Raw genomic sequence first — 23,270 nt, forward strand, 5'->3', positions numbered from 1 at the left:
GCCTGCCACACGCTTACACGCCGTGGGGGGTGGCCATCCATCCATGTTCGTCACACCAACCGTTGCCGCCGCCCTTGCCCACCCCCCGGTCCCGGCTGCGTCGCTCAACCATCGTCGGCTGCCGGTACCCGTACCACCGGCGGAACAGGAGCGACATGCGTGCAGAGGTGACCAGTGGCGCCGGAGCACAGCCGAATCGAGCCCAGCGGCTGGACCAGAGATTCCGGCACCTCGCCATCTGCGTCGTCCTCACCGGCCTCGCCTTCCAGCAGGCACCCGGGCTGATCGTCCCCGACACCAAGGTCGACCTGAACGTCAATCCCGCCGGGTGGCTACTCCGCTCGCTGCACCTCTGGGACCCGACCGGCACCTTCGGCCAGCTGCAGAACCAGGCCTACGGGTATCTCTGGCCAATGGGTCCGTTCTTCCTGGTGGGATCGGAGCTTGGCCTGGCGCCGTGGGTGATCCAACGGCTGTGGTGGGCGCTGCTCTTCTGCGTCGCCTACCTGGGTGTGGTGCGGCTGGCCGGTAGCCTCGGCATCGGCTCCCCCGCCGGACGCATGATCGCTGGCATCGCCTTCGCCCTGTCACCCCGGATCCTCACCCAGCTCGGCTGGTCCTCGGTCGAATCCTGGCCCAGCGCGGTGGCGCCGTGGGTACTGATCCCGCTGGTCGGCCTCGCCCGAGGTGCGCCGCTACGTCGGGCGGTCGCGGGGTCGGCACTCGCCGTGGCCTGTGCGGGCGGAGTCAATGCGACCGCCGTGTTCGCGGTGGTGCCGCTCGCTCTGCTCTGGCTCGCCACCCTGACGCCAATCCGCCGCCGGATCACCGCGATCGCCGCCTGGTGCGGCGCGGTCGCCCTGGCCACCGCCTGGTGGCTGGTTCCACTGCTCATTCTCGGGCGGTACAGCCCGCCGTTTCTCGACTACATCGAAACCGCCCAGAGCACCACCAGCGTGACCGACGCCGTGACGACGCTCCGCGGTGCCTCCTACTGGGTGGCGTACCTGGCCTCCCCGGTTGAGCAGGCCATCCCCGGCGGCGCCCGGTTGGCCACCGAGCTTGGGCTGGTTCTCGCCACGCTCGCCGTCGCCGCCCTGGGTGTACTGGGGCTTTCCCGGCGCGGGATGCCGCACCGCCGCTTCCTCATCACCGGCCTGGTGCTCGGCGCCGCGATGGTCGGGCTGGGACACGTCAGCGATCTCCCCAATCTCCTCGCCGGAGGACAGCAACAGTTCCTCGACGGGGTGGGCGCACCGCTACGGAACACCCACAAGTTCGACGTCCTGCTCCGCCTACCACTGGCGCTCGGATTGGCCCACCTGGTCTGCCTGGTCGGGCGGGCAGTGCGTACCGCGCCCGCCGCGCGACGCCGGCCGGCTGTCGCGCGAGCCTGGATCACCACCGGCGTGACCATGGCGGCGGTCGCGGCGGTCGCCAGCCCGGCGATCGTCGGCGGCCTCGCCACTCCGGGAAGCGCGCGGGTAGTACCGCAGTACTGGCAGGACGCCGCCGACTGGCTGGACGCGAACACCGGTCCGGGACGGGTGCTCGTCGTACCCGGGGCCCGCCGCCCCGCCTACGACTGGGGCAGCACCACCGACGAGATCGTCCAACCGCTGTTGGAGAGCAGCTGGGCGGTACGCAACTCGATCCCCTTCACCCCGCCCACCACCATCCGACTCCTGGACGCGATCGAAGCCACGCTCAGCTCCGGCGCCGGCTCGGCGGGCCTCGCCGACCTTCTCGCCCGCTCCGGGATCAGCCACGTGCTGTTCCGCGCCGACCTCGACCACGGTCGCTCCGACACGACCCGCCCCGCCGTGGTTCGCCAGGCCCTGCAGCGCTCACCGGGGCTGACCCGGGTCACCACCTTCGGCCCGGTCCGGGGTGGGCCGGAGGCGGTGGACGAGCGGCGCGACCAGGGGCTCGACGTGCCCGCCCGGGCACTTGAGGTCTACCAGGTCAACCGCCGGGTGGAGCCGGTAGTCGCCTACGACCGGAGGGATGTCGCGACCGTCGTCGGTGGCCCGGAGTCCCTGCTCGACCTCGCGGCGGCGGGCCTGCTGAGTCCCGCCCCCACAGTCCTGGCCGGCGACGCGGAAGCCGGCGACGGCTACGGTCCGGTGGCGATGACCGACGGACTGCGGCGCCGCGAGGTCTCCTTCGGTCGGTCCCAGGACAACGTCTCGCAGACCCATACCGCCGACGAGCCCCTCGCGCCGTCGGCCCCCGCGCACGACTACCTGCCCGACTGGGCCCCGGACTGGTCCACAGTGGCTGAGTATGCGGGCATCAGCTCGATTCGCGCAGCTACGGCACGCGCACAGGTCGGCATTCCTGGCGGGAACCGCTCCGAGCACCAGCCGTACGCGGCCATGGACGGTGACCCGACGACCTCCTGGCAGTCCGCCCCGCACCACCGCGGCGATCGACAATGGATAGAGATAACGCTGGAGAACCCGACCAACGTCACCAGAGTCGAGCTCAGCTTCGACCTGACCGCGGACGTGGTGCCGACCACAGCAACCGTCACCGCCGGGTACGAGAGCCAGACCGTGGAGAGCTTCGGCGATCGAATGATCTTCGACCTGGACGGCAGCCACGCCACCCGACGCGTCCACATCTCCATCGACGACACCTTCGCCCTCCGTCCGCTCGGTGCCGGGGTGGTGGGGATCTCCGAAATCAGCATCCCGGGCATCCAGACCAGTCGCACCCTCCGGCTGCCGGAAGCACCCGCCACCGACCAACCACCGGCCGTCGTCGTCTCCGCGGATCCCCGCACGCCCGCCTGCTTCCAGGTGGACGGGAAACCGGCCTGTTCCACCAACGCGATCCGCGGCTCGGAGGATGGACGCACGATCGACCGTACGCTCATCCTGCCCGCTGCCGGAACCTACGACCCGCAGCTGTGGGCCCGCCCGATGGACGGCGCTGCCCTGCACGCGGTCCTCGACCAGGCGGTGACCGCCGCACAGGCACTGGGTCTGGCGCCCGAGGTGAGCGCCTCGTCAACCGGCGTCCCGCATCCGACCCGCCGCCCCGGCGCGGTATTGGACGGGGACCCGGCCACCAGCTGGTCACCGGCGATCAGCGACGACGCCCCGATCCTGCGCCTCACCTGGCTGAAGACCCAGGTGATCGACGGCCTCCGGTTCGCCGTCGACCCGGCCGTCGCAGCCACCCGGCTCGGCAGCGTGCGGGTGATCGCCGACGATGGCATCCGCGGCGGTCTGCTCAGCGAGGACGGAGTGTTGACCCTGGATCCGCCGATCCGCACCAAAGAGCTCACCATCCAGTTCCTCGACCAGCCCTCCATCACCAGCATCGATCCGTACGGATTTCGGTTGCCCGAACCCCTGCCGATCGCGGTCGGCGAGCTCACGGTGCTTCCGGGCGCCCCTGCCAGCCCAGCAGACCTGGACGCGCCGTTGACGCTGGACTGCGGCTCCGGTCCAACGCTGACGATCGGCGAAGAGACCGTAACCACCGCCCTACGCGGCACGATGCGGGACCTCCTGGAATTGCGGGAGGTGCCGGCCGAGCCGTGCGGCACCGACACCGAGTTACCGCTCGACGCCGCCGAACACCGCCTCGTCGCCGCCGCCAGCCAGTTCGCCACGCCGACCCGGGTCGCTCTCGTACCGCAGCAGCCCACGGACGTGACGGGCCCGAGCGCCCTCCAGGTCACCGCCTGGGATGCGACCGAGCGGCGGGTACAGGTCGCCGGGCACGCCGCCGAACGGCTACTCGCGGTGCGGGAGAACACCAACCGGGGCTGGCAGGCCACGCTCGCCGGCGAGCCGCTACGCCCCGTGGTCGTTGACGGCTGGCAGCAGGGCTGGATGCTACCCGCCGGCGCCGCGGGCGAGGTCGTCCTACGCTTCACCCCGGACCGCCCATACCAGGTGGCGCTCCTGACCGGAGGCGTCCTACTCCTGGGCGTCACGCTTCTCGCGCTGCTCCCCGAACGCCGCGGCAGCGGCCCGGCCCGGCCGACCCGGCGACCGCGACGCCGGACCCCCCGCTCGCTGCCCCTGCTGGCGGTCGGCGCGACCGCCCTGATCCTGCTCGGCGGCCTCGTCGGCGGGGCACTCGTCGCCGCTGGAGTCCTCCTCGCCCTCCCCGGTGCGCTACGCGAACCGCGGCCGACCGACCCCCGCTGGGTACGGCTCGCCCCCCGGTTCGTCGAGTCCTGGCTTCCCGCCGCCCTCGTCCTGCTCGCCGGGTGGGCGTACCTGGACGCCACACAGCGGCACACCGCCGCCCTTCCGCAGCTTCTGATGGTTCTCGCCCTCGGCTGCCTCTGGCTGTCGACCTGTCTTCGACACCGGTCCGTCCACCGCGCTCTCCAGCGCCCCGATCCGGTGCCCCCGGCGGTGGAGGTGCCCATGCAGTCGCCGGGCGCCGCCCCGGACGCCTCCCGGCGGGAATCCGACCCCTCGGGAGCCGTGTGAGCCGGCGAACCAACGATGTGGACGGCTCGGAGACGCGTTCCCCGAGTACCGGCGTCCGGGCACTCGGCACCGCCGGCCTAGCCGTGACCGCCGCGGGGCTGCTGGGCAACGGACTCGCCTACCTGGCCCCGGTGCTGGCCGCCCGCCAGCTCGACTCCGCCGAGCTCAGCGCGCTCGCCACCGCGCTCGGCCTGATCGCCATCGCGAGTGTGCCGGGGTTCGGCCTACAGCTCGCCGTCGCCGTGCACCACGCGAAGCACGGCCCCACCCAGACCCGCCGCGCAGCCCTGTTGACCGCCGCCCTCTGCGCGTCCGCCCTGATTATCGCCACCCCGTTACTCGGCAAAGGCTTGCGTCTTCCGGTCGAGGTGCTCCTCCTCTCCGCGGTCATCACGGCCGCCATCGTGCTCTCCTGCCGGACGTTGGGGGAACTCCAGGGCGGGCAACGGTTCGTTCGACTGGCCATCGCCATGGGACTGCTGGCTGCCGGCCGGTACGGCGGAGTGCTGGTCGGTCTGCTGCTGGACGCCGGCCCAACCGGAGCCCTGCTGCTCGGCGCCGGGACCGCCGCGCTCACCCCGGTCGGGCTGGCCGCCCTGGCCCGGTCGGCCGTCCCGCGGACCCCCTCCACGGCACCACCGCTGAACGCCGGCCAGATCCTGACCGGCTGCACCGCGATGCTCGCCATGCTCGTCGTCTCCTACGTGGACCTCTTCCTCGCCCGTCAGCTACTGCCGGCCGACGACTCCGGCGGGTACGCGGTGGGGACGGTGTTGACCAAGGGCGCGCTGTGGGCGCCGCAGGTCGCCACCGTGCTCGCCCTACCCCGGCTGGCCCGCGACGATCGATTCAGTCGGGCCGTCGCGCTCGCCGTGACCGCCGGCTGCGGCGTACTGCTGATTCTCGGCTCGACGTTCGCCGGCGCCCTGGCCTTCCAACTCGCCGGCGGCCCGAACTACACCCACCTGGGCCCCCTAGCGCCGCTCTTCGCCGCGGTCGGAGCGCTCTGGGCCGTCGTCTTCGTCCTGTTGAACGCGGCGGTCGCCACTGGTGTCCGCTGGCCCGCCGCGCCGCTCTGGGTGGGCAGCGTCCTGCTGGCGACGGTCGCGCTGTGGACCGCGCCACGGACCGTCGCCGGGTTGCTCTGGCCCACCCTGGGAGCCGCCGTGATCACGACCCTGGTCATGACGCTCCGCACGTGGCGGTCGACCCCAGCGCGTGCCGACCCGCGGGTTCCGGCACCACGGCGGGCGTCAGCGGGGAGCTGACCCGGCTGCTTCGTCCTCAGCCAGCCAGCCGCTGAGCAGATGGTGGCCGATCGAGTCCGGCCGGCCGAGCCGATGGCCTGCCGCCGCCCGCCGACGCAGCTCGGCGGGAGTGAACCAGCGCGCCTCCAGCAGCTCGACCCCGTCCACCCGGATCTCGTCGGATTCGGCGGTGGCCCGGAAGCCCACCATCAGCCCCGCCGGAAAGGGCCAGGCCTGCGACCCCTGGTACGCCACGTCCGTGACCACGACGCCCGCTTCTTCGGCCACCTCGCGCCGGACCGCGTCTTCCAGCGTCTCCCCCACCTCGACGAAGCCGGCGAGGGTCGAAAACGCGTTCTCGGCCGCCCCGGCGTGCCGGGCCAACAGGCAGCGGCCGGGCGAGCCAGCTGTCTCCACCAGCACAATGATGGCGGGCTCGATCCGGGGAAAGTACAGCCGGGCACAGCCTGGATCCGTGCACCGCCGGGCATGCCCGGCATCTTGGGCGTTGGTCGCCCCACCGCACGCGCCGCAGTACCGTTGCTGCCGGTGCCAGTGCAGCAGGCCACGCGCGTACCCCTGGATGGCCGCCTCGGCCGGGGATAGCCGCCCGACGAGCCCGCGCACCCCCACCACCCGAGTCGCCCCGGCGGCCGCCAGTGCGGCGTCCTCAGTGAGCTCGGAGAGGTCCACCGCGAAGACTGCCCGCCCCGCCGCGAACCCGAGGAAGACCGTCTCCGCTGCGGCGGCGCGGGCCCGCGCCGCCGCGTCACCGCTCAGTTGCACCGGCACCGCCTCGTTGACCAGGCAGTGGTCCTGCCACAGCGGCAGCACCCTGGTGTTTGCCGCGCCCAGCAGTTTCGCCAGCCGTTCCGGATCGGCGCGGAGGGCACCGGCCCGGTCCACCCAACCACCGCCGTACGCCAGGGCCACCTCGTCCTCCCGCATGGACCCCACCGTACGGAACCCCGCTCTACCGGGTGCGGGGCGGCACCATCTCGCCCGCCGCCGTCGCACGTCCGGGCCGACCCGCGAGGATCGGGAGACGCGACACGCGACGCAGGACACGACCTGCCGCCACGGGCACATGTTGGTTACCGTAGTTTCCTTCCGGGTGTGATGACCGCCCGAGCGCGACGCCCCTAGTCGAGGTGACTGTGACCCTGTACGGCGACAAAGATCTGCCCGCCGACGACCGGCCCACCGTCCAGGTAACCGCGGTGCAGTGGCCCGTTGAGGAGACGGAACCCGTCAACCGCCAACGGGGCGGGAAGTGGGCCTTTCTAACTGGCGGCAAAAAGTCCTTTCCGCCCGGTGGGAAGTGGTCCTTTCCACCGGGCGGGGGGCGGATGCGCCGCGCCTGGTTGCTGCTTGCCACCGGGGTCACCACTGTTGTGCTCGCCTCCACAGTCGGCATCGGCGTCTTCGCGTACGGCGGTGACGTGCCCCGTGGCACGACGGTCCTCGGTACGGATCTCGGCGGTCAGAGCCAGGCAGCCGCGGTCGAGAAGCTGCACGCGGCGGTCGAACAACAGGCCGCCATGCTGAGCGCCCCCCTGCCGGTGGTCGTCGGCCAACACACCGCGGAACTGGTGCCGACCGAGGTGGGTCTCCGGGTTGACGTGGAGGCCACTGTGCGGGCCGCCATGCAGGTGGAGGCGCACGTCTTCGAACGCCTCGCCGGCTCCCGCGCGGTGCCACCGGTGGCGACGGTGGACGTGGAGAAGCTCGACGCGGCACTCGTGGAGGTCTTGGGGGACCAGGGCCGCGAGATGACCATGCCCGGCATCACCTGGAGTGGCCTCACCCCGAAGGCAACCCACCCGAAGCCCAGCCTGGAGCTCAACCCGGAGCAGTCCGCGCAGGCGGTTCGGGAGGGCTGGTTGAGCGGCGATCCGGTCACCGTTCCGCTGGTCGAGACATACCCGGTGACCACCGCCGAGGAGGTGGACCGGCTGGTGACCGAGTTGGCGAAGCCGGCCGTGGCGGCCCCGGTAACCCTGACGACGGACCAGGGCTCGGTGAGCATCCCGCCGGAGGCGATCGCGAAGAGCCTGCTGTTCACCGCCGACGAGGCCGGCACGTTGTCGGCGAAGGTCGATGTCAAACGTCTCCGCTCCGCGCTCGGCGATGACCTGGCCAAGGTCGAGGTGACCCCGAAGAACGCCCGGATGACGCTCACCGACGGCAAGCCGAAGATCATCGACAGCCAGAACGGGAAGGAACTGGACGCCGACGGCCTCGGGGAGGCTCTGCTCGCGGTCCTACCGCAGGCGGACGACCGCCGGGTGAGCGGCACACTCGAAACGAAGAAGCCGGAGCTCACCACGGAGAAGTTGGCCGGCCTGGGCATCAAGGAGAAGGTGTCGACCTTCACCACCCAGTTCTCCGGCGGGCTCTCCTCGCCCCGCAGCCAGAACATCATCACTGCCGCCAAGGACGTCGACAACACGCTGGTGCTGCCCGGCGAGACGTTCTCCTTGAACAAGCACACCGGCGAACGAAACTACGCAAAGGGCTACCAGGATGCTCCGGTCATCCTCAATGGCAAGCTCGTGCCGGGAGTCGGGGGCGGGGTCTCGCAGTTCACCACGACGCTCTTCAACGCCACCTACTACGCGGGGCTGGAGGATGTCGAGCACAAGCCCCACTCGTACTATTTCAGCCGTTATCCGGCGGTCATCGAGTCCACGATCTTCTACCCAGATCTCGATTTCAAGTTCCGCAACAACACCGAGTACGGACTCCTGATCGACACCTCCTACACGTCGAACAAGATCACCGTTTCGATCTGGAGCACAAAGGTCTGGGACAAGGTAAAGACGGAGTACGGCCCCCGAAGCAACATCACCAAGCCGAAGACGGTCTATCTGGAGCCCGGCCCGGACTGCATCGCCGCCAACGGCAGCGACGGGTTCAGCCAGAACGCCTACCGGGTGTTCTACAAGAACGGCAAGGAGGCGAAGCGGGAGAAGTTCAGCTGGCGCTACTCCGCGGAGCCACGCTTCATCTGCGGCCCGAAACCCTCCTGAGCCCCGCCCTCACCTGAACTGAGGGGCCCTGTCGGCATTGCCCCGGCAGGGCCCTTTCCTCATCATCGGCGACACAGCCTCCTTGGCATCCGACAACCACAGCTCCTGACACCGACGTACGGTGGCCGAACCGCTGTTGTCGCCGGCAGCTGCTGAGCGCTTCGGCCGCCGGCGAACAGACCACCCCCGGCCACTGATCCGGCGGACCACGACGGCGACGCGGAGAACCGGGTGCGGTCGGGCCGACCGACGTTCGACGAGCAGGCGACAAACCCCCAGCGAGGTGGGCCCGCCCGGCGGCTGGATCACGTGCCGCCACCGCTTTCCAGCCCACCCAGCCGACGTTGGCGGAGCCCGGCGCGCAGGCCGGCAACCCGGAGTGGGTACGGGTAGGCGAGCCCGCCTGGACCTGTCGGCGTGGCGTTCCGACTTCCGACCCTCGTTCTGATCCAAAACCGCGAGGTGCCCCCGAAATCCGGGCTGATCTGAACCGATGTGTCACGAGGTCCGGTGAACCGGGCACGCTGCCGGCGCCAGGCCGAAGCATCCTGAGACTGTCTTCCGGGTGGCGTCCCGGCGGGAAAAGCGTTGAGGGCCGACCCGGGTAGGGTCGGCCCTCAACAAAGTTTTGCCCGGCGGTGTCCTACTCTCCCACACCCTCCCGAGTGCAGTACCATCGGCGCTGGAGGGCTTAGCTTCCGGGTTCGGAATGTAACCGGGCGTTTCCCCTCCGCCATGACCGCCGTAACACTTATCGACATATCAAACACACCCAACACCACAGGCAATGTTTGCTTGCCAAGAGATACACAGTGGACGCGTAGCAACTTAGTAGTCAAGTCCTCGGCCTATTAGTACCGGTCAACTGAACCCGTTACCGAGCTTACATTTCCGGCCTATCAACCCAGTCGTCTAGCTGGGGGCCTTACCCCACCAAAGGTGGATGGGATACCTCATCTTGAAGCAGGCTTCCCGCTTAGATGCTTTCAGCGGTTATCCCTTCCGAACGTAGCCAACCAGCCGTGCCCCTGGCGGGACAACTGGCACACCAGAGGTTCGTCCGTCCCGGTCCTCTCGTACTAGGGACAGCCCTTCTCAAGTATCCTACGCGCACGGCGGATAGGGACCGAACTGTCTCACGACGTTCTAAACCCAGCTCGCGTACCGCTTTAATGGGCGAACAGCCCAACCCTTGGGACCTGCTACAGCCCCAGGATGCGACGAGCCGACATCGAGGTGCCAAACCATCCCGTCGATATGGACTCTTGGGGAAGATCAGCCTGTTATCCCCGGGGTACCTTTTATCCGTTGAGCGACACCGCTTCCATTCGCCAGTGCCGGATCACTAGTCCCGACTTTCGTCCCTGCTCGACCCGTCAGTCTCACAGTCAAGCTCCCTTGTGCACTTACACTCAACACCTGATTGCCAACCAGGCTGAGGGAACCTTTGGGCGCCTCCGTTACCCTTTAGGAGGCAACCGCCCCAGTTAAACTACCCACCAGACACTGTCCCTGAACCGGATAACGGTCCGAAGTTAGATACCCAAACCAACCAGAGTGGTATTTCAAGATTGCCTCCACATGCACTGGCGTGCACACTTCACCGGCTCCCACCTATCCTACACAAGCTAATTCAGATACCAATGTCAAGCTATAGTAAAGGTCCCGGGGTCTTTCCGTCCTGCCGCGCGTAACGAGCATCTTTACTCGTAATGCAATTTCGCCGGGCCTGTGGTTGAGACAGTGGGGAAGTCGTTACGCCATTCGTGCAGGTCGGAACTTACCCGACAAGGAATTTCGCTACCTTAGGATGGTTATAGTTACCACCGCCGTTTACTGGCGCTTAAGTTCTCCGCTTCGCCCCGAAAGACTAACAGGTCCCCTTAACGTTCCAGCACCGGGCAGGCGTCAGTCCATATACATCGAATTACTTCTTCGCATGGACCTGTGTTTTTAGTAAACAGTCGCTTCCCCCTGCTCTCTGCGGCCATACAACGCTCCAGCAGCACGTGCCTTCACGTCTCCGGCCCCCCTTCTCCCAAAGTTACGGGGGCAATTTGCCGAGTTCCTTAACCACAGTTCACCCGATCGCCTTGGTATTCTCTACCTGACCACCTGTGTCGGTTTAGGGTACGGGCCGCTCGGAACTCGCTAGAGGCTTTTCTCGACAGCATAGGATCACTGACTTCACCTGAATCGGCTCGGCATCACGTCTCAGCCACACGCGCCGCGGATTTACCTACGACACAGCCTACACGCTTACCCCGGCACAACCACCGGCCGGGCTCAGCTACCTTCCTGCGTCACCCCATCGCTTGACTACTACCCGCCAGGTTCCCACGCTCCCCCAGCACAGTCCAAAGACCACACCAAGATCGGATGGTTAGCACAACGAAGTTCATCAGGGACGCTCCTTCGCGGGTACGGGAATATCAACCCGTTATCCATCGACTACGCCTCTCGGCCTCGCCTTAGGCCCCGACTCACCCAGGGCGGATTAACCTGGCCCTGGAACCCTTGGTCATCCGGCGGAAGGGTTTCTCACCCTTCATTCGCTACTCATGCCTGCATTCTCACTCGCACCGCGTCCACAACTCGATCACTCGGCTGCTTCACCCCCGGCACGACGCTCCCCTACCCATCCACACACCTACACACAACCCAAAGGCCATGCGAAGTACACGCGTGAATGCCACAGCTTCGGCGGTGTGCTTGAGCCCCGCTACATTGTCGGCGCGGAACCACTTGACCAGTGAGCTATTACGCACTCTTTCAAGGATGGCTGCTTCTAAGCCAACCTCCTGGTTGTCTATGCGACCCCACATCCTTTTCCACTTAGCACACGCTTAGGGGCCTTAGCTGGTGATCTGGGCTGTTTCCCTCTCGACTACGAAGCTTATCCCCCGCAGTCTCACTGCCGCGCTCTCACTTACCGGCATTCGGAGTTTGGCTGATTTCGGTAAGCTTGTAGGCCCCCTAGACCATCCAGTGCTCTACCTCCGGCAAGAAACACACGACGCTGCACCTAAATGCATTTCGGGGAGAACCAGCTATCACGGAGTTTGATTGGCCTTTCACCCCTAACCACAGGTCATCCCCCAACTTTTCAACGTTGGTGGGTTCGGCCCTCCACGCAGTCTTACCCACGCTTCAGCCTGCCCATGGCTAGATCACTCCGCTTCGGGTCTAGGACACGCGACTCTGACGCCCTATTCAGACTCGCTTTCGCTACGGCTCCCCCACCCGGGTTAACCTCGCCACATGCCACTAACTCGCAGGCTCATTCTTCAAAAGGCACGCCGTCACCCCTAAAGGCTCCGACGGATTGTAGGCGAACGGTTTCAGGTACTATTTCACTCCCCTCCCGGGGTACTTTTCACCATTCCCTCACGGTACTATCCGCTATCGGTCACCAGGAAGTATTTAGGCTTACCAGATGGTCCTGGCAGATTCACGGCAGATTACAGGAGTCCGCCGCTACTCGGGAACACCCACAGGAGACTGGCAGCTTTCACCTACCGGACTTTCACCGTCTACGGTCAGCCATTCCAGACTGTTCAACTAACCACCAGCTTTATAACTCCCCACACGAGTGTCAGCCCGTGCCGCAGGGTCCCACAACCCCAACCACGCAACCCCTGACAGGTATCACACGCAGCCGGTTTAGCCTCAATCCGCTTTCGCTCGCCACTACTCACGGAATCACAATTGTTTTCTCTTCCTACGGGTACTGAGATGTTTCACTTCCCCGCGTTCCCTCCACACACCCTATGAGTTCAGGTGCAGGTGACATCACATGACTGATGCCGGGTTCCCCCATTCGGACACCCTGGGATCACAGCTCGGTTGACAGCTCCCCCAGGCCTATCGCGGCCTCCCACGTCCTTCATCGGCTCCTGGTGCCAAGGCATCCACCGTTCGCCCTTGACAACTTGACCACAAAGATGCTCGCGTCCACTGTGTAATTCTCAACAAACAACCAACCCGCAACCACCACCCCGCACCAGCAACACCAACCCCACCCCCTCACAGGAGGCAAAAGCCAGCATCCGGTATACGAAGCAAGCCACGCCAGGCAAACCGCCAACCCGCAACACCACCAACCGGCGACATCACAGACCACACGGCCCAAGAAACAACCACACGGTCATTCCTTCAGGACCCAACAGGGTGTCCAACGCCAGCCCCAGCCGCATCATCAACCCCTTCCAACCACCCCCCGAAGAGAGCGTGTACAAGAGCATCAAACCGCTGCCAAAACCAACTAGCCAGTGTCTCCGACCAATGAGCACCCCATCACCCAACACAGGCAACCGAGGCTCCATACCGCCCTTCGACGGATGGCGCTCCTTAGAAAGGAGGTGATCCAGCCGCACCTTCCGGTACGGCTACCTTGTTACGACTTCGTCCCAATCGCCAGCCCCACCTTCGACGGCTCCCCCCACAAGGGTTAGGCCACCGGCTTCGGGTGTTGCCGACTTTCGTGACGTGACGGGCGGTGTGTACAAGGCCCGGGAACGTATTCACCGCAGCGTTGCTGATCTGCGATTACTAGCGACTCCGACTTCACGGGGTCGAGTTGCAGACCCCGATCCGAACTGAGACCGGCTTTTTGGGATTCGCTCCACCTCACGGTATCGCAGCCCATTGTACCGGCCATTGTAGCATGCGTGAAGCCCTGGACATAAGGGGCATGATGACTTGACGTCATCCCCACCTTCCTCCGAGTTGACCCCGGCAGTCTTCGATGAGTCCCCGCCATAACGCGCTGGCAACATCGAACAAGGGTTGCGCTCGTTGCGGGACTTAACCCAACATCTCACGACACGAGCTGACGACAGCCATGCACCACCTGTCACCGGCCCCGAAGGACCCCCCATCTCTGAAGGATTTCCGGCGATGTCAAACCCAGGTAAGGTTCTTCGCGTTGCATCGAATTAATCCGCATGCTCCGCCGCTTGTGCGGGCCCCCGTCAATTCCTTTGAGTTTTAGCCTTGCGGCCGTACTCCCCAGGCGGGGCGCTTAATGCGTTAGCTGCGGCACAGAGAACCGGAGAGGCCCCCCACACCTAGCGCCCAACGTTTACAGCGTGGACTACCAGGGTATCTAATCCTGTTCGCTCCCCACGCTTTCGCTCCTCAGCGTCAGTATCGGCCCAGAGACCCGCCTTCGCCACCGGTGTTCCTCCTGATATCTGCGCATTTCACCGCTACACCAGGAATTCCAGTCTCCCCTACCGAACTCTAGCCTGCCCGTATCGACTGCAAGCCCGCAGTTGAGCCACGGGTTTTCACAGTCGACGCGACAAGCCGCCTACGAGCTCTTTACGCCCAATAAATCCGGACAACGCTCGCGCCCTACGTCTTACCGCGGCTGCTGGCACGTAGTTGGCCGGCGCTTCTTCTGCAGGTACCGTCACAAACGCTTCGTCCCTGCTGAAAGAGGTTTACAACCCGAAGGCCGTCATCCCTCACGCGGCGTCGCTGCATCAGGCTTCCGCCCATTGTGCAAGATTCCCCACTGCTGCCTCCCGTAGGAGTCTGGGCCGTGTCTCAGTCCCAGTGTGGCCGGTCGCCCTCTCAGGCCGGCTACCCGTCGCCGCCTTGGTAGGCCATTACCCCACCAACAAGCTGATAGGCCGCGAGTCCATCCCAAGCCGAAAAATCTTTCCACCAACCACCATGCGGCAGCCAGTCATATCCGGTATTAGCCCCGGTTTCCCGGGGTTATCCCAAAGCCTAGGGCAGGTTACTCACGTGTTACTCACCCGTTCGCCGCTCGAGTACCCCGAAGGGCCTTTCCGCTCGACTTGCATGTGTTAAGCACGCCGCCAGCGTTCGTCCTGAGCCAGGATCAAACTCTCCAACAAAAACTTGAAGAAAACCCCAGCAACAAAAAACAATCTGCTGCCAAATTCAAGCCCAAGCCAACCCACCAAACAGCAGGCCAACCCAGACCAAAACGGCACTGGCTTTCCAAACACCCTGTTGAGTTCTCAAAGAACAACCACACACCATCAGAACCCCAAACCAGGGCCCCTCAAGAGGCAACCGCTCCAGCCCGCCACTCTCGCGCCAGGCACTTTTACTACTTTACCTCACCGTCTTCGCCGTGTCAAACCGTTTGTCCCGGTCTGTCGTGCTTCGCACGGTTCAGCTTCCGTTGAGCGCACACGTGGCTACCCGCGTGTGTGATCCTCGGATTTGGCAGACCGGCCGCCCGCGGTTTCCCGCTGGCTCGCCCGGTTCCTGCCGGCTGTTACCTTACCCGGTCGGTTTCGCCGCACCAAATCGGCCTGTCGGCAGACTTGGCGGGCACCGCCCGCCCGGCGACTCGACAGTGAAGCTTCTTGTCGCCGGTGCCGCTTGGAGTGGGCCTCAGGACTTTCGCCCTGTTTGCCCCGTTCCGCGCTGGCAGAGAGAAAGTTACGCGGATTCGGGTTCACACGTCAAATCGAGCGGCTGCGGCCCCCGTCACACTCGCTCCCCGGTTGGGTGGACAGGCGTGTGAGCCAAGTCAGGGGTGGAACCTCAGCCCGCGACGACACGGGCGGTTCGCGTACCACCCGACCTGTACCCGATGGCGCAACAACCGGCGGCGACCTGCCCAGCACCCATGAACCTTCGAGGCGGCAGCCCCAGTCCCCGCCAAGAATCGGTGCAAACACCGATTTTCGGTAGAAACAGGCACTAGCCTGTGTGCGGGTGACCACCTGAGGTGAATGCGGAAGAGAGCAGGAGGGGATGGGTCCATGACGGTGCAGACCAGGCTCACCGTTAACGGTCAGGACCGGGAGTGGACGCTCGATGCCCGAACGACGCTGCTGGACGCGCTGCGAGATCACGTCGGCCTCTACGGCACGAAGAAGGGGTGCGACCATGGGCAGTGCGGTGCCTGCACGGTCCATGTCGACGACCGGCCCGTGGTGGCCTGTCTGACCCTCGCCGCCCAGGTCGCCGGCGGTGCGGTACGGACCGTCGAAGGGCTCACGGAGTCGCCGGACGAGTTGCATCCGATGCAGCAGGCGTTCCTCGACTGCGACGCGCTGCAGTGTGGCTACTGCACCCCGGGACAGCTGATGTCGGCAATTGCCTGTGTCGACGAGGGGCACGCCGGGTCCACCGAGGAGATCCGCGAGTTCATGAGTGGGAATCTCTGCCGCTGCGGCGCCTACCAGGGCATCGTCCAAGCGGTCGCCAGGGTTCATGCCGCCGATCCCGGGCGGTCCTGATGCGGGCCTTCACCTACACCCGGGCGCGCTCCGCGGCGGAGGCGGTATCGACGTTCGCCACCTCTCAGGACGACCAACCCCACTACCTCAGTGGTGGCACGACCCTCGTGGACCTGATGAAGCTCGACGTCGAAGCCCCCGGTCTGCTCATCGACCTGACCGACGTCCCGGATTTGGACTTCGTCCGGGAGGAGCAGGGTGACCTGGTCATCGGGGCGCTGACCCGGATGAGCGACGCCGCGAACCACCCGCTGGTCGCGGCCAACTGCCCGGTGCTCGCGGAGTCCCTCCTGTCCGCGGCCTCCCAACAGTTACGGAACATGGCGAGGATCGGCGGTAACCTGCTGCAACGCACCCGCTGCGGCTACTTCCGAGCGGTCGAGTTCTCGTGCAACAAACGTCAGCCCGGGTCGGGATGCTCCGCGATGGAGGGCGTCAATCGCCACCACGCCGTCCTCGGTACCAGCAACCGCTGCATCGCCGTCTATCCCGGCGACCTGGCGGTGGCACTGACCGCGTTCGACGCGAGCCTCTCCGTCCTCGGGCCCGACGGCACCCGCTCCATGTCGATCCATGACCTGTTCGTGCCGCCGGGCGACACACCGCACCGGGAGACGACCCTCAAGCCCGGCGAGTTCATCACGGCCGTCCGGGTGCCGATGACGCCGGCGGCGCGGTCGTCCAGCTACCAGAAGGTGAGCGACCGGAGTTCGTACTCGTTCGCCCTCGCGTCGGCGGCCGTCGGGCTTCACCTCGACGCAGGAGGTACCGCCAGCGAAATACGGATCGCGCTCGGCAGCCTGGGCACCGTGCCCTGGCGGGCACGGGAGGCCGAACAGGCACTGACCGGGACCCAGCTGGACGAGACGTCCATCCGGACGGCATTGGAGCCGGAGTTCCGGTCGGCTCGCACCACGCCGCAGAACCACTTCCGGGTACAGCTGGCTGTGGAAACCGTACTCGAGGCCGTCGCGGCGGCTCAGCAGAGAATGGGATGAACACCATGGCCTGGATCGGCTCCGACCACGTCCGCCACGACGGCGTGGAGAAGGTCCGCGGCGAACCGCTCTACGGCGCCGACCGCACGGCCGCGGCGATGGCGTACGCGATTCCGGTCAGTGCGACCGTGGGCCGCGGCCGGATCACGACCCTCGAGACCGCCAAGGCGGAACGGGTGCGGGGGGTGCTCGCGGTACTCACGCACGAAAACCTGGATCGCCTGCACCCGTCCGAATTCACCTTCGGGTTGGGGAGCGCGAGCGAAAGCTTCCAACCGATGCGGGACAACGCCGTGGCCTACCGCGGTCAGCCAATCGCGATCGTGGTGGCGGAGACCTTGGAGGCTGCAGCGGAAGCCGCGGCGTTGGTGACCGCCCGCTACGACGTCGAGCCGTTCGCTGTGGAACTCGACGCCCCGGGGGGCGAGCGGGTCGACCAGGCGGAGGCGGTGCCCGTGTTCCCCGTGGTGGAGATCGGCGAGGGTGACCGGCTACTCGACCAGGCACCAGTTGTGGTTGACGCCACCTACTACTCCCCCGCGCAGCATCACAACGGGCTGGAGCTGCTGTCCACCCTCGCCGAGTGGCATGAGGGATCGCTCCTGATCCATGAGGGCACTCAGGCGGCGGGGCGCGTCCGGCACGCGCTGGCGAAGCAACTCGGGATCCCGATGGAGTTGGTCCAGGTCGTCTCGCCCTCCCTCGGCGGCGGCTTCGGCCAGCGCACCGGTCAGACGTACAGCACCACCCTGGCCGCCCTGGCCGCCCGGCGGGTCGACCGGCCGGTGATGCTGATCGTCCCGCGGTCCGCCGTCTTCCACAGCGTCCACTTTCGTCCCGCGACCCGGCACCGGATCCGGTTCGGCGCGCGGGACGACGGCACGATCACCTCCCTGGTACACGAGGCAGTCGCGCAGACATCACGCCATGACCTGATGCCGTTCTGGGGGCCGCAGGTTTCGGCAAGTATGTACGGCATCCCGAACTTCCGCGGTACCACCACCCTGGTGCGGCTCGACACCCAGACGCCCGGCTACATGCGAGCGCCGATGGAGATGGCGACGATGTTCGCGGTGGAGAGCGCCCTGGACGAACTCGCCGAACGGGTGGGCGTTGACCCGGTCGAGCTACGGCGGCGCCACGACACCGCCACCGACCCGATAACCGGCAAACCATTCTCCTCACGGCGGCTCAGGCAGTGCCTTGATCGGGGCGCCGAACGGTTCGGCTGGTCGGAACGCGACCCGGCGATCGGGTCGATGCGCGGCGAGGATGGCAGCCTCATCGGCTGGGGCGTGGCGACCGGCTGCTATCCCGGCCTCGCCTCCGCCGCCGGCGCGCACGTACGGCTGTGTGACGACGGCACGGCGGAGGTCTCGGTCAGCGGACACGAGATGGGCCAGGGCATACGCACCGTGGTCGCGCTGGCCGCGGCCGATGCCCTCGGCCTGTCACCCAGCAACATCCGGGTAGTCGTTGGTGACACCCGGGTCGCTCCCCAGCCAGAAACCGGTGGCTCGTGGGGAGCCGCCACCGCCATGCCGGCCATCCAGGAAGCGGCCGTCGGGATCCGAGCCCAGCTGCACCAGATCGCCGCCACCCATGGCGAGCCGGTTGCCAACGTTGACGTCAGCGAGTGCCGACTGGCGGAGGGACGGCTGGTCGGCCCAGACAACTCGGGGCCACTGATAGCCGGGCTTCTCATGGCCGCCGGCCTCCCCTCGGTCGAAGCTCCCGGGCAGTACTTCGCCCCAGGGCGACGCCCGACCGATGCGCCCGACACCGGCACGGCGCCGATGAGCGCGGTGATGGCGGACGTCGACAACGCCCGGGTGGGCCCGGTCTTTCCCGACTTCGTCACCTGCTCCTATGTCGCCCACTTCGTCGAGGTCCGCATCGGCCCCCGGATCCGCCGACCACGGGTCACCCGGATGCTGTCGGTCATCGACTGCGGGCGGGTGATCAGTCGGCGCACCGCCACCAGCCAGGCCCTGAGCGGCCTGGTCTGGGGCATCAGCAGCGCGCTCCGGGAGGAGAGCACCGTGGACCCCCGCTTCGGCGGATTCCTCAACACCAACCTGAGCGACTACCTGGTTCCGGTGAACGCCGACGTACCCACCCTCGACGTCGACTTCATCGACGAGCCCGACCCATCGTTCAGCGCGTTCGGTCTCAAGAACCTGGGCGAAGTCGTCCACGTCGGGGCGGCAGCCGCGATCACCAACGCCGTCCACCACGCCACCGGGGTCCGGGTCCGGAGTCTGCCCGTCCGCATCGAGGACCTCATGACGGAGCCTGCTCGGTAACGGCCAGGGGTTCCACACCGCGTTAGGCCGCTCGCCGGCAGGGAGTCTGATGACAGCGGGGATCAGGTACATCGCGCCGACCCTACGGCGGTGGTGTTCGGCCGACCTCTCCTTCGCGATGGCCGTTGTCGTCGGTGTGACGGGGAGCGCGCCGTGCCCGGTTGGGACGGTGATGGCCAGCTGCGCCACCGGCGAGGTCGCCGGCGGCGTGGCCGGCGGGTGCATTGACGGCGCGGTCCTCACGGCGGCCCAGGACTCGATCCGCTCTGGTCGGGTGCACCGGAACCGCTACACCCACCAGAGCGACGGCTCGCCGGTGGTCGGCCTCGCCTGTCGTAGTGAGATCGACGTGGTGGTGCTGCCCGCGGCGGTGGAGGTCATGGCACCGCTGCTCGATCGGTTGCTGGCGAATCGGACGGTCGGCTCCGCTCTGGTGCTACCCGCCGGCCCAGGGGCGGCGCTGCTCGCGGCAGACTCGGATGGGTGGTGGGGATCGTCGGGCGATCCGGGGGTGGACGAGCTCGTGGCACGCCAGCTCCGGGAGCGGGTGTCCATCGGAGCGGGGCAGGTCGAACGCATCGCGGTGGGGCAGGTGGAACGCATCATCAACGGCGCCGGGCAGCCGGTTGACGTCCTGTTCGTCAGACACCAGCCGGCACCCCGCATGTTGCTCTACGGGATGAGTCCGGTCGCCCGAGCGATGAGCCAGCTCGGGCGTTTCCTCGGCTTCGAGGTGACCGTGTGTGACCCCCGGCCGGTGTTCATGCGCGCAGCGCACTTCCCGGACGCTCACCAGGTGGTCTGTGACTGGCCGCACCGCCACCTGCGCAGCATCGAGACCGACGCCCGGAGCGCCATCGTGGTGCTCAGCCACGATGATCGCCACGAGACCGAACTGCTGTCGCTGGCCCTACGGGGGCGCGCCGGCTACGTCGGCGTGATCGGCAGCCGAGAAACACACCGCGAGCGGCTCCTCCGGCTCACCGCGGCCGGCTTGACCGAGGACGAACTCAGCCACCTTCGAGCACCCATCGGCCTCGACCTGGGCGCCCAAACTCCCCAGGAGACCGCCGTTTCCATCTGCGCCGAAATGATCGCGGCCGCCGGCGCCGGGGGCACCGGTCGACCCCTGACCTACCTGGCTGGCCCCATCCACCGACGTGCCGACGCCACGGTCAGCTGAGCATGCGGAAACGACGGCCCGGTCCGGCCTGCAAACCGGTGGGCGAAGAGCCGGTGGACGCGGGGCGCACCGACCCCGTCGCGGGACTGCTGCTCGCCGCGGGAGCGGGACGGCGGTACGGCGGGCCGAAGGCGCTCGTGGCTTTCCAGGGCCAGCCCCTGGTGCTGCGGAGCCGGGACGTGCTGGTGGCCGCCGGCTGCGCCCCCGTACTGGTCGTGGTGGGGGCGCGGGCGGAGGCCGTGACCGAATTGGTCCACTCGGGCGTCGTCCGAAACCCGGCGTGGCCGACCGGCATGGGTTCATCGCTGCGGGCGGGGTTGGCAGCGCTGGAGGAAACCACCGCCCTGGCTACTGTCGTGACCTTGGTTGACATGCCGGGGGTCGGAGTCGAGGCGGTACGCCGGGTGGCTGCCGCCGCCCGACCCGATGCTCTGGCGGTCGGGGGCTACCACGGCGACCGGTGGGGCCACCCGGTACTGCTCGGGCGTGAGCACTGGGCCGGCGCCGCCGCGAGCGCCACCCGGGACCGGGGCGCCCGGTACTACCTCCGTCAGCATCGGGACATCGTCACGGTCGTTCCGTGCGCCGACGTGGCCGACGCCCAGGACCTGGACGTGCCCCCGAAGATCCGGCGTTGACGCGGCGGCGCACGGCCTCGGCTGGGTCAGACCACCGTCCTTGACGGCCAGCCGCCGCCCCGGGCGAAAGCGCTCCCCCTCAACCGACGTCGGCCCGGTAGAAGACGTACCGGCCCAGTCGGGCTCGGCCGTAGCCGTTCTCCCGGACGCCGGTCAGCCCGGCGTCAACCAACGCGGACAGGGCCCGATCGGGGAGGCTGTCCCCGGCCCGACCAGAGCGGTGGGCATGACCGCCCTCGTGTCCGGGCAGGCTGCCGTCGATGTCGGCTACATGCAGCTCACCACCGGGACGCAGCACCCGCCGGACCTCGCGCAGCACCCGCACCCAGTCCGCTTCGTCGATGTGATGCAACATGAACGAGGAGAGCACCCGGTCAACGCTGTGGTCCGCCAGCGGCAGGTCATCGGCGAACGCGCGCTCGTACTGGATCTGCACCTTGCCCCGGGCGGCCTTGCGGCGAGCACGGCGCAGCGCACTGGGGTCCGGATCGATGCCCATCGCGTCCACCTCCGGGTGGTGGCGCTTGAGCGTCCGCAGCAGATCGCCGGTGCCACAGCCAATCTCCAGGACTCGTTGCCCCGGCCGAAGATTCGCACGCTCCAAAAGCTTCTCATGAACCCGTCCGATGCCAATAAAGCGGGCGAACGGATCGTAGAGGGGCAGCAACCATTGCTTGCCCATGGCGGGCAGATAGGCCCGATTCTCAGAATGGGAGTTGTGCTGTCCGGTCATGGCACGCTCCGGTAATAGCGGAAACTCGGTCGTACCCTCAGCCTCATGGACAGCGAAGCTGCGGACAATGGCGGAACTGTGGACAGGATGCGACGGAACTTGACTCCCCCCTCCCGCCAGGTCGGTGTCACCGGGCAGGGCGTGCCGGTCTTCGACTTCGGCCACGTGCCCGGCATAGCCCCGGTCGCGGTAGCCCACCATCCCCACGGCGAACCCTTCCTCGACCTCGCCACCCACACCCACGACTTCCTGGTGCTCTGCTACGCCCACGTGGCGCGGGGGACGGTTCGCATCGACGACCGCACCTGGACGGTGGCCGACGGCGACCTCTTCGTCATCGCACCAGGGCAGGTGGTCTCCTCCGTCGACCCGTTTGCGGAGATCACCAGCGACGGCTGGACCGTCTGGTTCCCGGCCGACGTGGTCCGGCCGGGAATGCCCGGCGCCTACTCATCCTGGCGAACCCACCCGTTGCTCTTTCCGTTCGCGCAGGGCAGCAACCGGGCCCAGCGGCTACCGGTCCCACCGGTCGACCGGGCCAGCCTGATGGAGCGCTTCGCCGCACTCGACGCCGAGATTCGGGCCCGCCGCGACGGTCACCAGGCGGCCGCCCTCGCCCACCTGACCCTGCTGCTCGTGACCGTGGCCCGCTTGTCGACCGACCTCGCCGACCACCTGCGCTACGCCGACGAACCGCTGCTGGCGGCCGTCTTCGAGGCCATCGAGGCGCGCTACCACCAGCCCATCTCCCTCGCCGACATCGCGGCCGACCTCGCGCTGACCACCGGATACCTCACCACCGCCGTGCGTCGCAAAACCGGCCGCACCGTGACCCAGTGGATCACGCAGCGCCGGATGCAGCAGGCACGCCTGCTGCTCACCGAGACCGACCTGGCCGTCAGCACGATCAGCCGCCGGGTCGGTTACCCCGACACCAGCTACTTCAGCAAACGCTTCCGCGCCCGGCACGGAGTCACCCCCACCCAGTGGCGGGAGGCGAGACCGCCCGCGGTGTGAAGTCAACCCGTGCATCCGGCACCCCGCGGGGTGCCGGTCGGCATCACTCGTCCGACGGCGCCGAGACGACCGAGTCGATCCAGCCCAAAGCCGCGATGGCGGTAGGAAAACCACAGGTGGTGATGGCCGCGAGCGCGACGGCTTGCACCTCGTCCACGGTCGCACCGTGCTGAAGCGCCTTGCGGACATTGGAGCGCACCGCTCCCTCCGCCTCGGCCCCAACCGCCACCGCCAACTTGATCAGCCGGTCGGTCCGGTCGTCGAACGAGTTGCGCTCCCGCACCGTCCGCGCCAGCACGCCCTGCGCCGCTGCGACATCCGGAAAGCGTTCCAGGAACTTCACGTAGACATCCGGAAGATACTGCTGCTGCATATCACCCTCCGCCACCGCCCGATATTGACACATTAGCCCCGGCCCGTGGGC

At 67.3% G+C, this 23,270-nt stretch carries 12 protein-coding genes and 3 rRNA genes; 9 read left to right on the forward strand and 6 right to left on the reverse strand.

All coding sequences use genetic code 11. The features are described 5' to 3' along the window. The first annotated feature begins 155 nt into the window (after positions 1-155). Positions 156-4,460, forward strand: a complete 4,305-nt coding sequence (locus tag SALPAC3_RS0113190; protein ID WP_018221701.1) for an alpha-(1->3)-arabinofuranosyltransferase — start codon at positions 156-158, stop codon at positions 4,458-4,460. Next, complete coding sequence (locus SALPAC3_RS0113195; protein ID WP_018221702.1) at positions 4,457-5,728, forward strand: lipopolysaccharide biosynthesis protein; 1,272 nt, start codon at positions 4,457-4,459, stop codon at positions 5,726-5,728. Before SALPAC3_RS0113190 ends, SALPAC3_RS0113195 begins: the two co-directional genes overlap by 4 nt. Here SALPAC3_RS0113195 and nudC read toward each other — a convergent pair. After that, positions 5,714-6,655: an NAD(+) diphosphatase gene (gene nudC, locus SALPAC3_RS0113200; protein WP_018221703.1), complete on the reverse strand. Its 942-nt coding sequence runs from the start codon at positions 6,653-6,655 to the stop codon at positions 5,714-5,716. The genes SALPAC3_RS0113195 and nudC overlap by 15 nt on opposite strands. Before the next feature lie 203 nt (positions 6,656-6,858). Between nudC and SALPAC3_RS0113205 the strand changes: the two genes are divergently transcribed. Beyond that, the gene (locus tag SALPAC3_RS0113205) at positions 6,859-8,739 is read left to right on the forward strand and encodes a VanW family protein (RefSeq protein ID WP_026185529.1); all 1,881 of its coding nucleotides are present in this window, start codon (positions 6,859-6,861) and stop codon (positions 8,737-8,739) included. A 630-nt stretch (positions 8,740-9,369) separates the two neighbouring features. On the opposite strand, the gene rrf is transcribed toward SALPAC3_RS0113205, so the two are convergent. From rrf to SALPAC3_RS0113220, 3 genes are all read right to left on the reverse strand, one after another. Next, positions 9,370-9,486: ribosomal RNA gene (gene rrf / locus SALPAC3_RS0113210) — 5S ribosomal RNA — on the reverse strand. A gap of 84 nt (positions 9,487-9,570) precedes the next feature. Beyond that, a 23S ribosomal RNA gene (locus SALPAC3_RS0113215) occupies positions 9,571-12,677 on the reverse strand. A 416-nt stretch (positions 12,678-13,093) separates the two neighbouring features. Further along, a 16S ribosomal RNA gene (locus tag SALPAC3_RS0113220) occupies positions 13,094-14,609 on the reverse strand. Together the 16S, 23S and 5S rRNA genes form the textbook arrangement of a ribosomal RNA operon. An 882-nt stretch (positions 14,610-15,491) precedes the next feature. Between SALPAC3_RS0113220 and SALPAC3_RS0113225 the strand changes: the two genes are divergently transcribed. From SALPAC3_RS0113225 to SALPAC3_RS0113245, 5 genes are read left to right on the forward strand one after another with little or no spacing between them, the layout of a single operon-like run. Continuing rightward, on the forward strand, positions 15,492-15,971 hold the full coding sequence (locus SALPAC3_RS0113225; protein ID WP_018221705.1) for a (2Fe-2S)-binding protein: 480 nt from the start codon (positions 15,492-15,494) through the stop codon (positions 15,969-15,971). Next, a complete protein-coding gene (locus SALPAC3_RS0113230) occupies positions 15,971-16,969 on the forward strand; it encodes an FAD binding domain-containing protein (RefSeq protein WP_018221706.1) in 999 nt (332 codons plus the stop codon). Before SALPAC3_RS0113225 ends, SALPAC3_RS0113230 begins: the two co-directional genes overlap by 1 nt. Beyond that, positions 16,966-19,275: a xanthine dehydrogenase family protein molybdopterin-binding subunit gene (locus SALPAC3_RS0113235; protein ID WP_018221707.1), complete on the forward strand. Its 2,310-nt coding sequence runs from the start codon at positions 16,966-16,968 to the stop codon at positions 19,273-19,275. The genes SALPAC3_RS0113230 and SALPAC3_RS0113235 overlap by 4 nt, the downstream gene beginning before the upstream one ends. A 49-nt stretch (positions 19,276-19,324) precedes the next feature. Continuing rightward, complete coding sequence (locus SALPAC3_RS0113240; protein ID WP_018221708.1) at positions 19,325-20,458, forward strand: XdhC family protein; 1,134 nt, start codon at positions 19,325-19,327, stop codon at positions 20,456-20,458. Between the two features lie 2 nt (positions 20,459-20,460). Further along, the gene (locus SALPAC3_RS0113245; RefSeq protein ID WP_018811926.1) at positions 20,461-21,096 is read left to right on the forward strand and encodes a nucleotidyltransferase family protein; all 636 of its coding nucleotides are present in this window, start codon (positions 20,461-20,463) and stop codon (positions 21,094-21,096) included. Positions 21,097-21,175: 79 nt separating this feature from the next. Here SALPAC3_RS0113245 and SALPAC3_RS0113250 read toward each other — a convergent pair whose 3' ends face one another. Continuing rightward, a complete protein-coding gene (locus SALPAC3_RS0113250) occupies positions 21,176-21,829 on the reverse strand; it encodes a class I SAM-dependent methyltransferase (protein ID WP_018221710.1) in 654 nt (217 codons plus the stop codon). A 141-nt stretch (positions 21,830-21,970) separates the two neighbouring features. Here SALPAC3_RS0113250 and SALPAC3_RS0113255 point away from each other — a divergent pair, with 141 nt between their 5' ends. Continuing rightward, entirely contained in the window at positions 21,971-22,846 is an 876-nt protein-coding gene (locus SALPAC3_RS0113255) for an AraC family transcriptional regulator (protein ID WP_018811925.1), read from the forward strand. A gap of 43 nt (positions 22,847-22,889) precedes the next feature. On the opposite strand, the gene SALPAC3_RS0113260 is transcribed toward SALPAC3_RS0113255, so the two are convergent. Continuing rightward, positions 22,890-23,219, reverse strand: a complete 330-nt coding sequence (locus SALPAC3_RS0113260; RefSeq protein WP_018221712.1) for a carboxymuconolactone decarboxylase family protein — start codon at positions 23,217-23,219, stop codon at positions 22,890-22,892. Positions 23,220-23,270: the final 51 nt, after the last annotated feature.

The organism is Salinispora pacifica DSM 45544, from assembly GCF_000378845.1.
Classification (GTDB): Bacteria; Actinomycetota; Actinomycetes; order Mycobacteriales; family Micromonosporaceae; genus Micromonospora; species Micromonospora pacifica.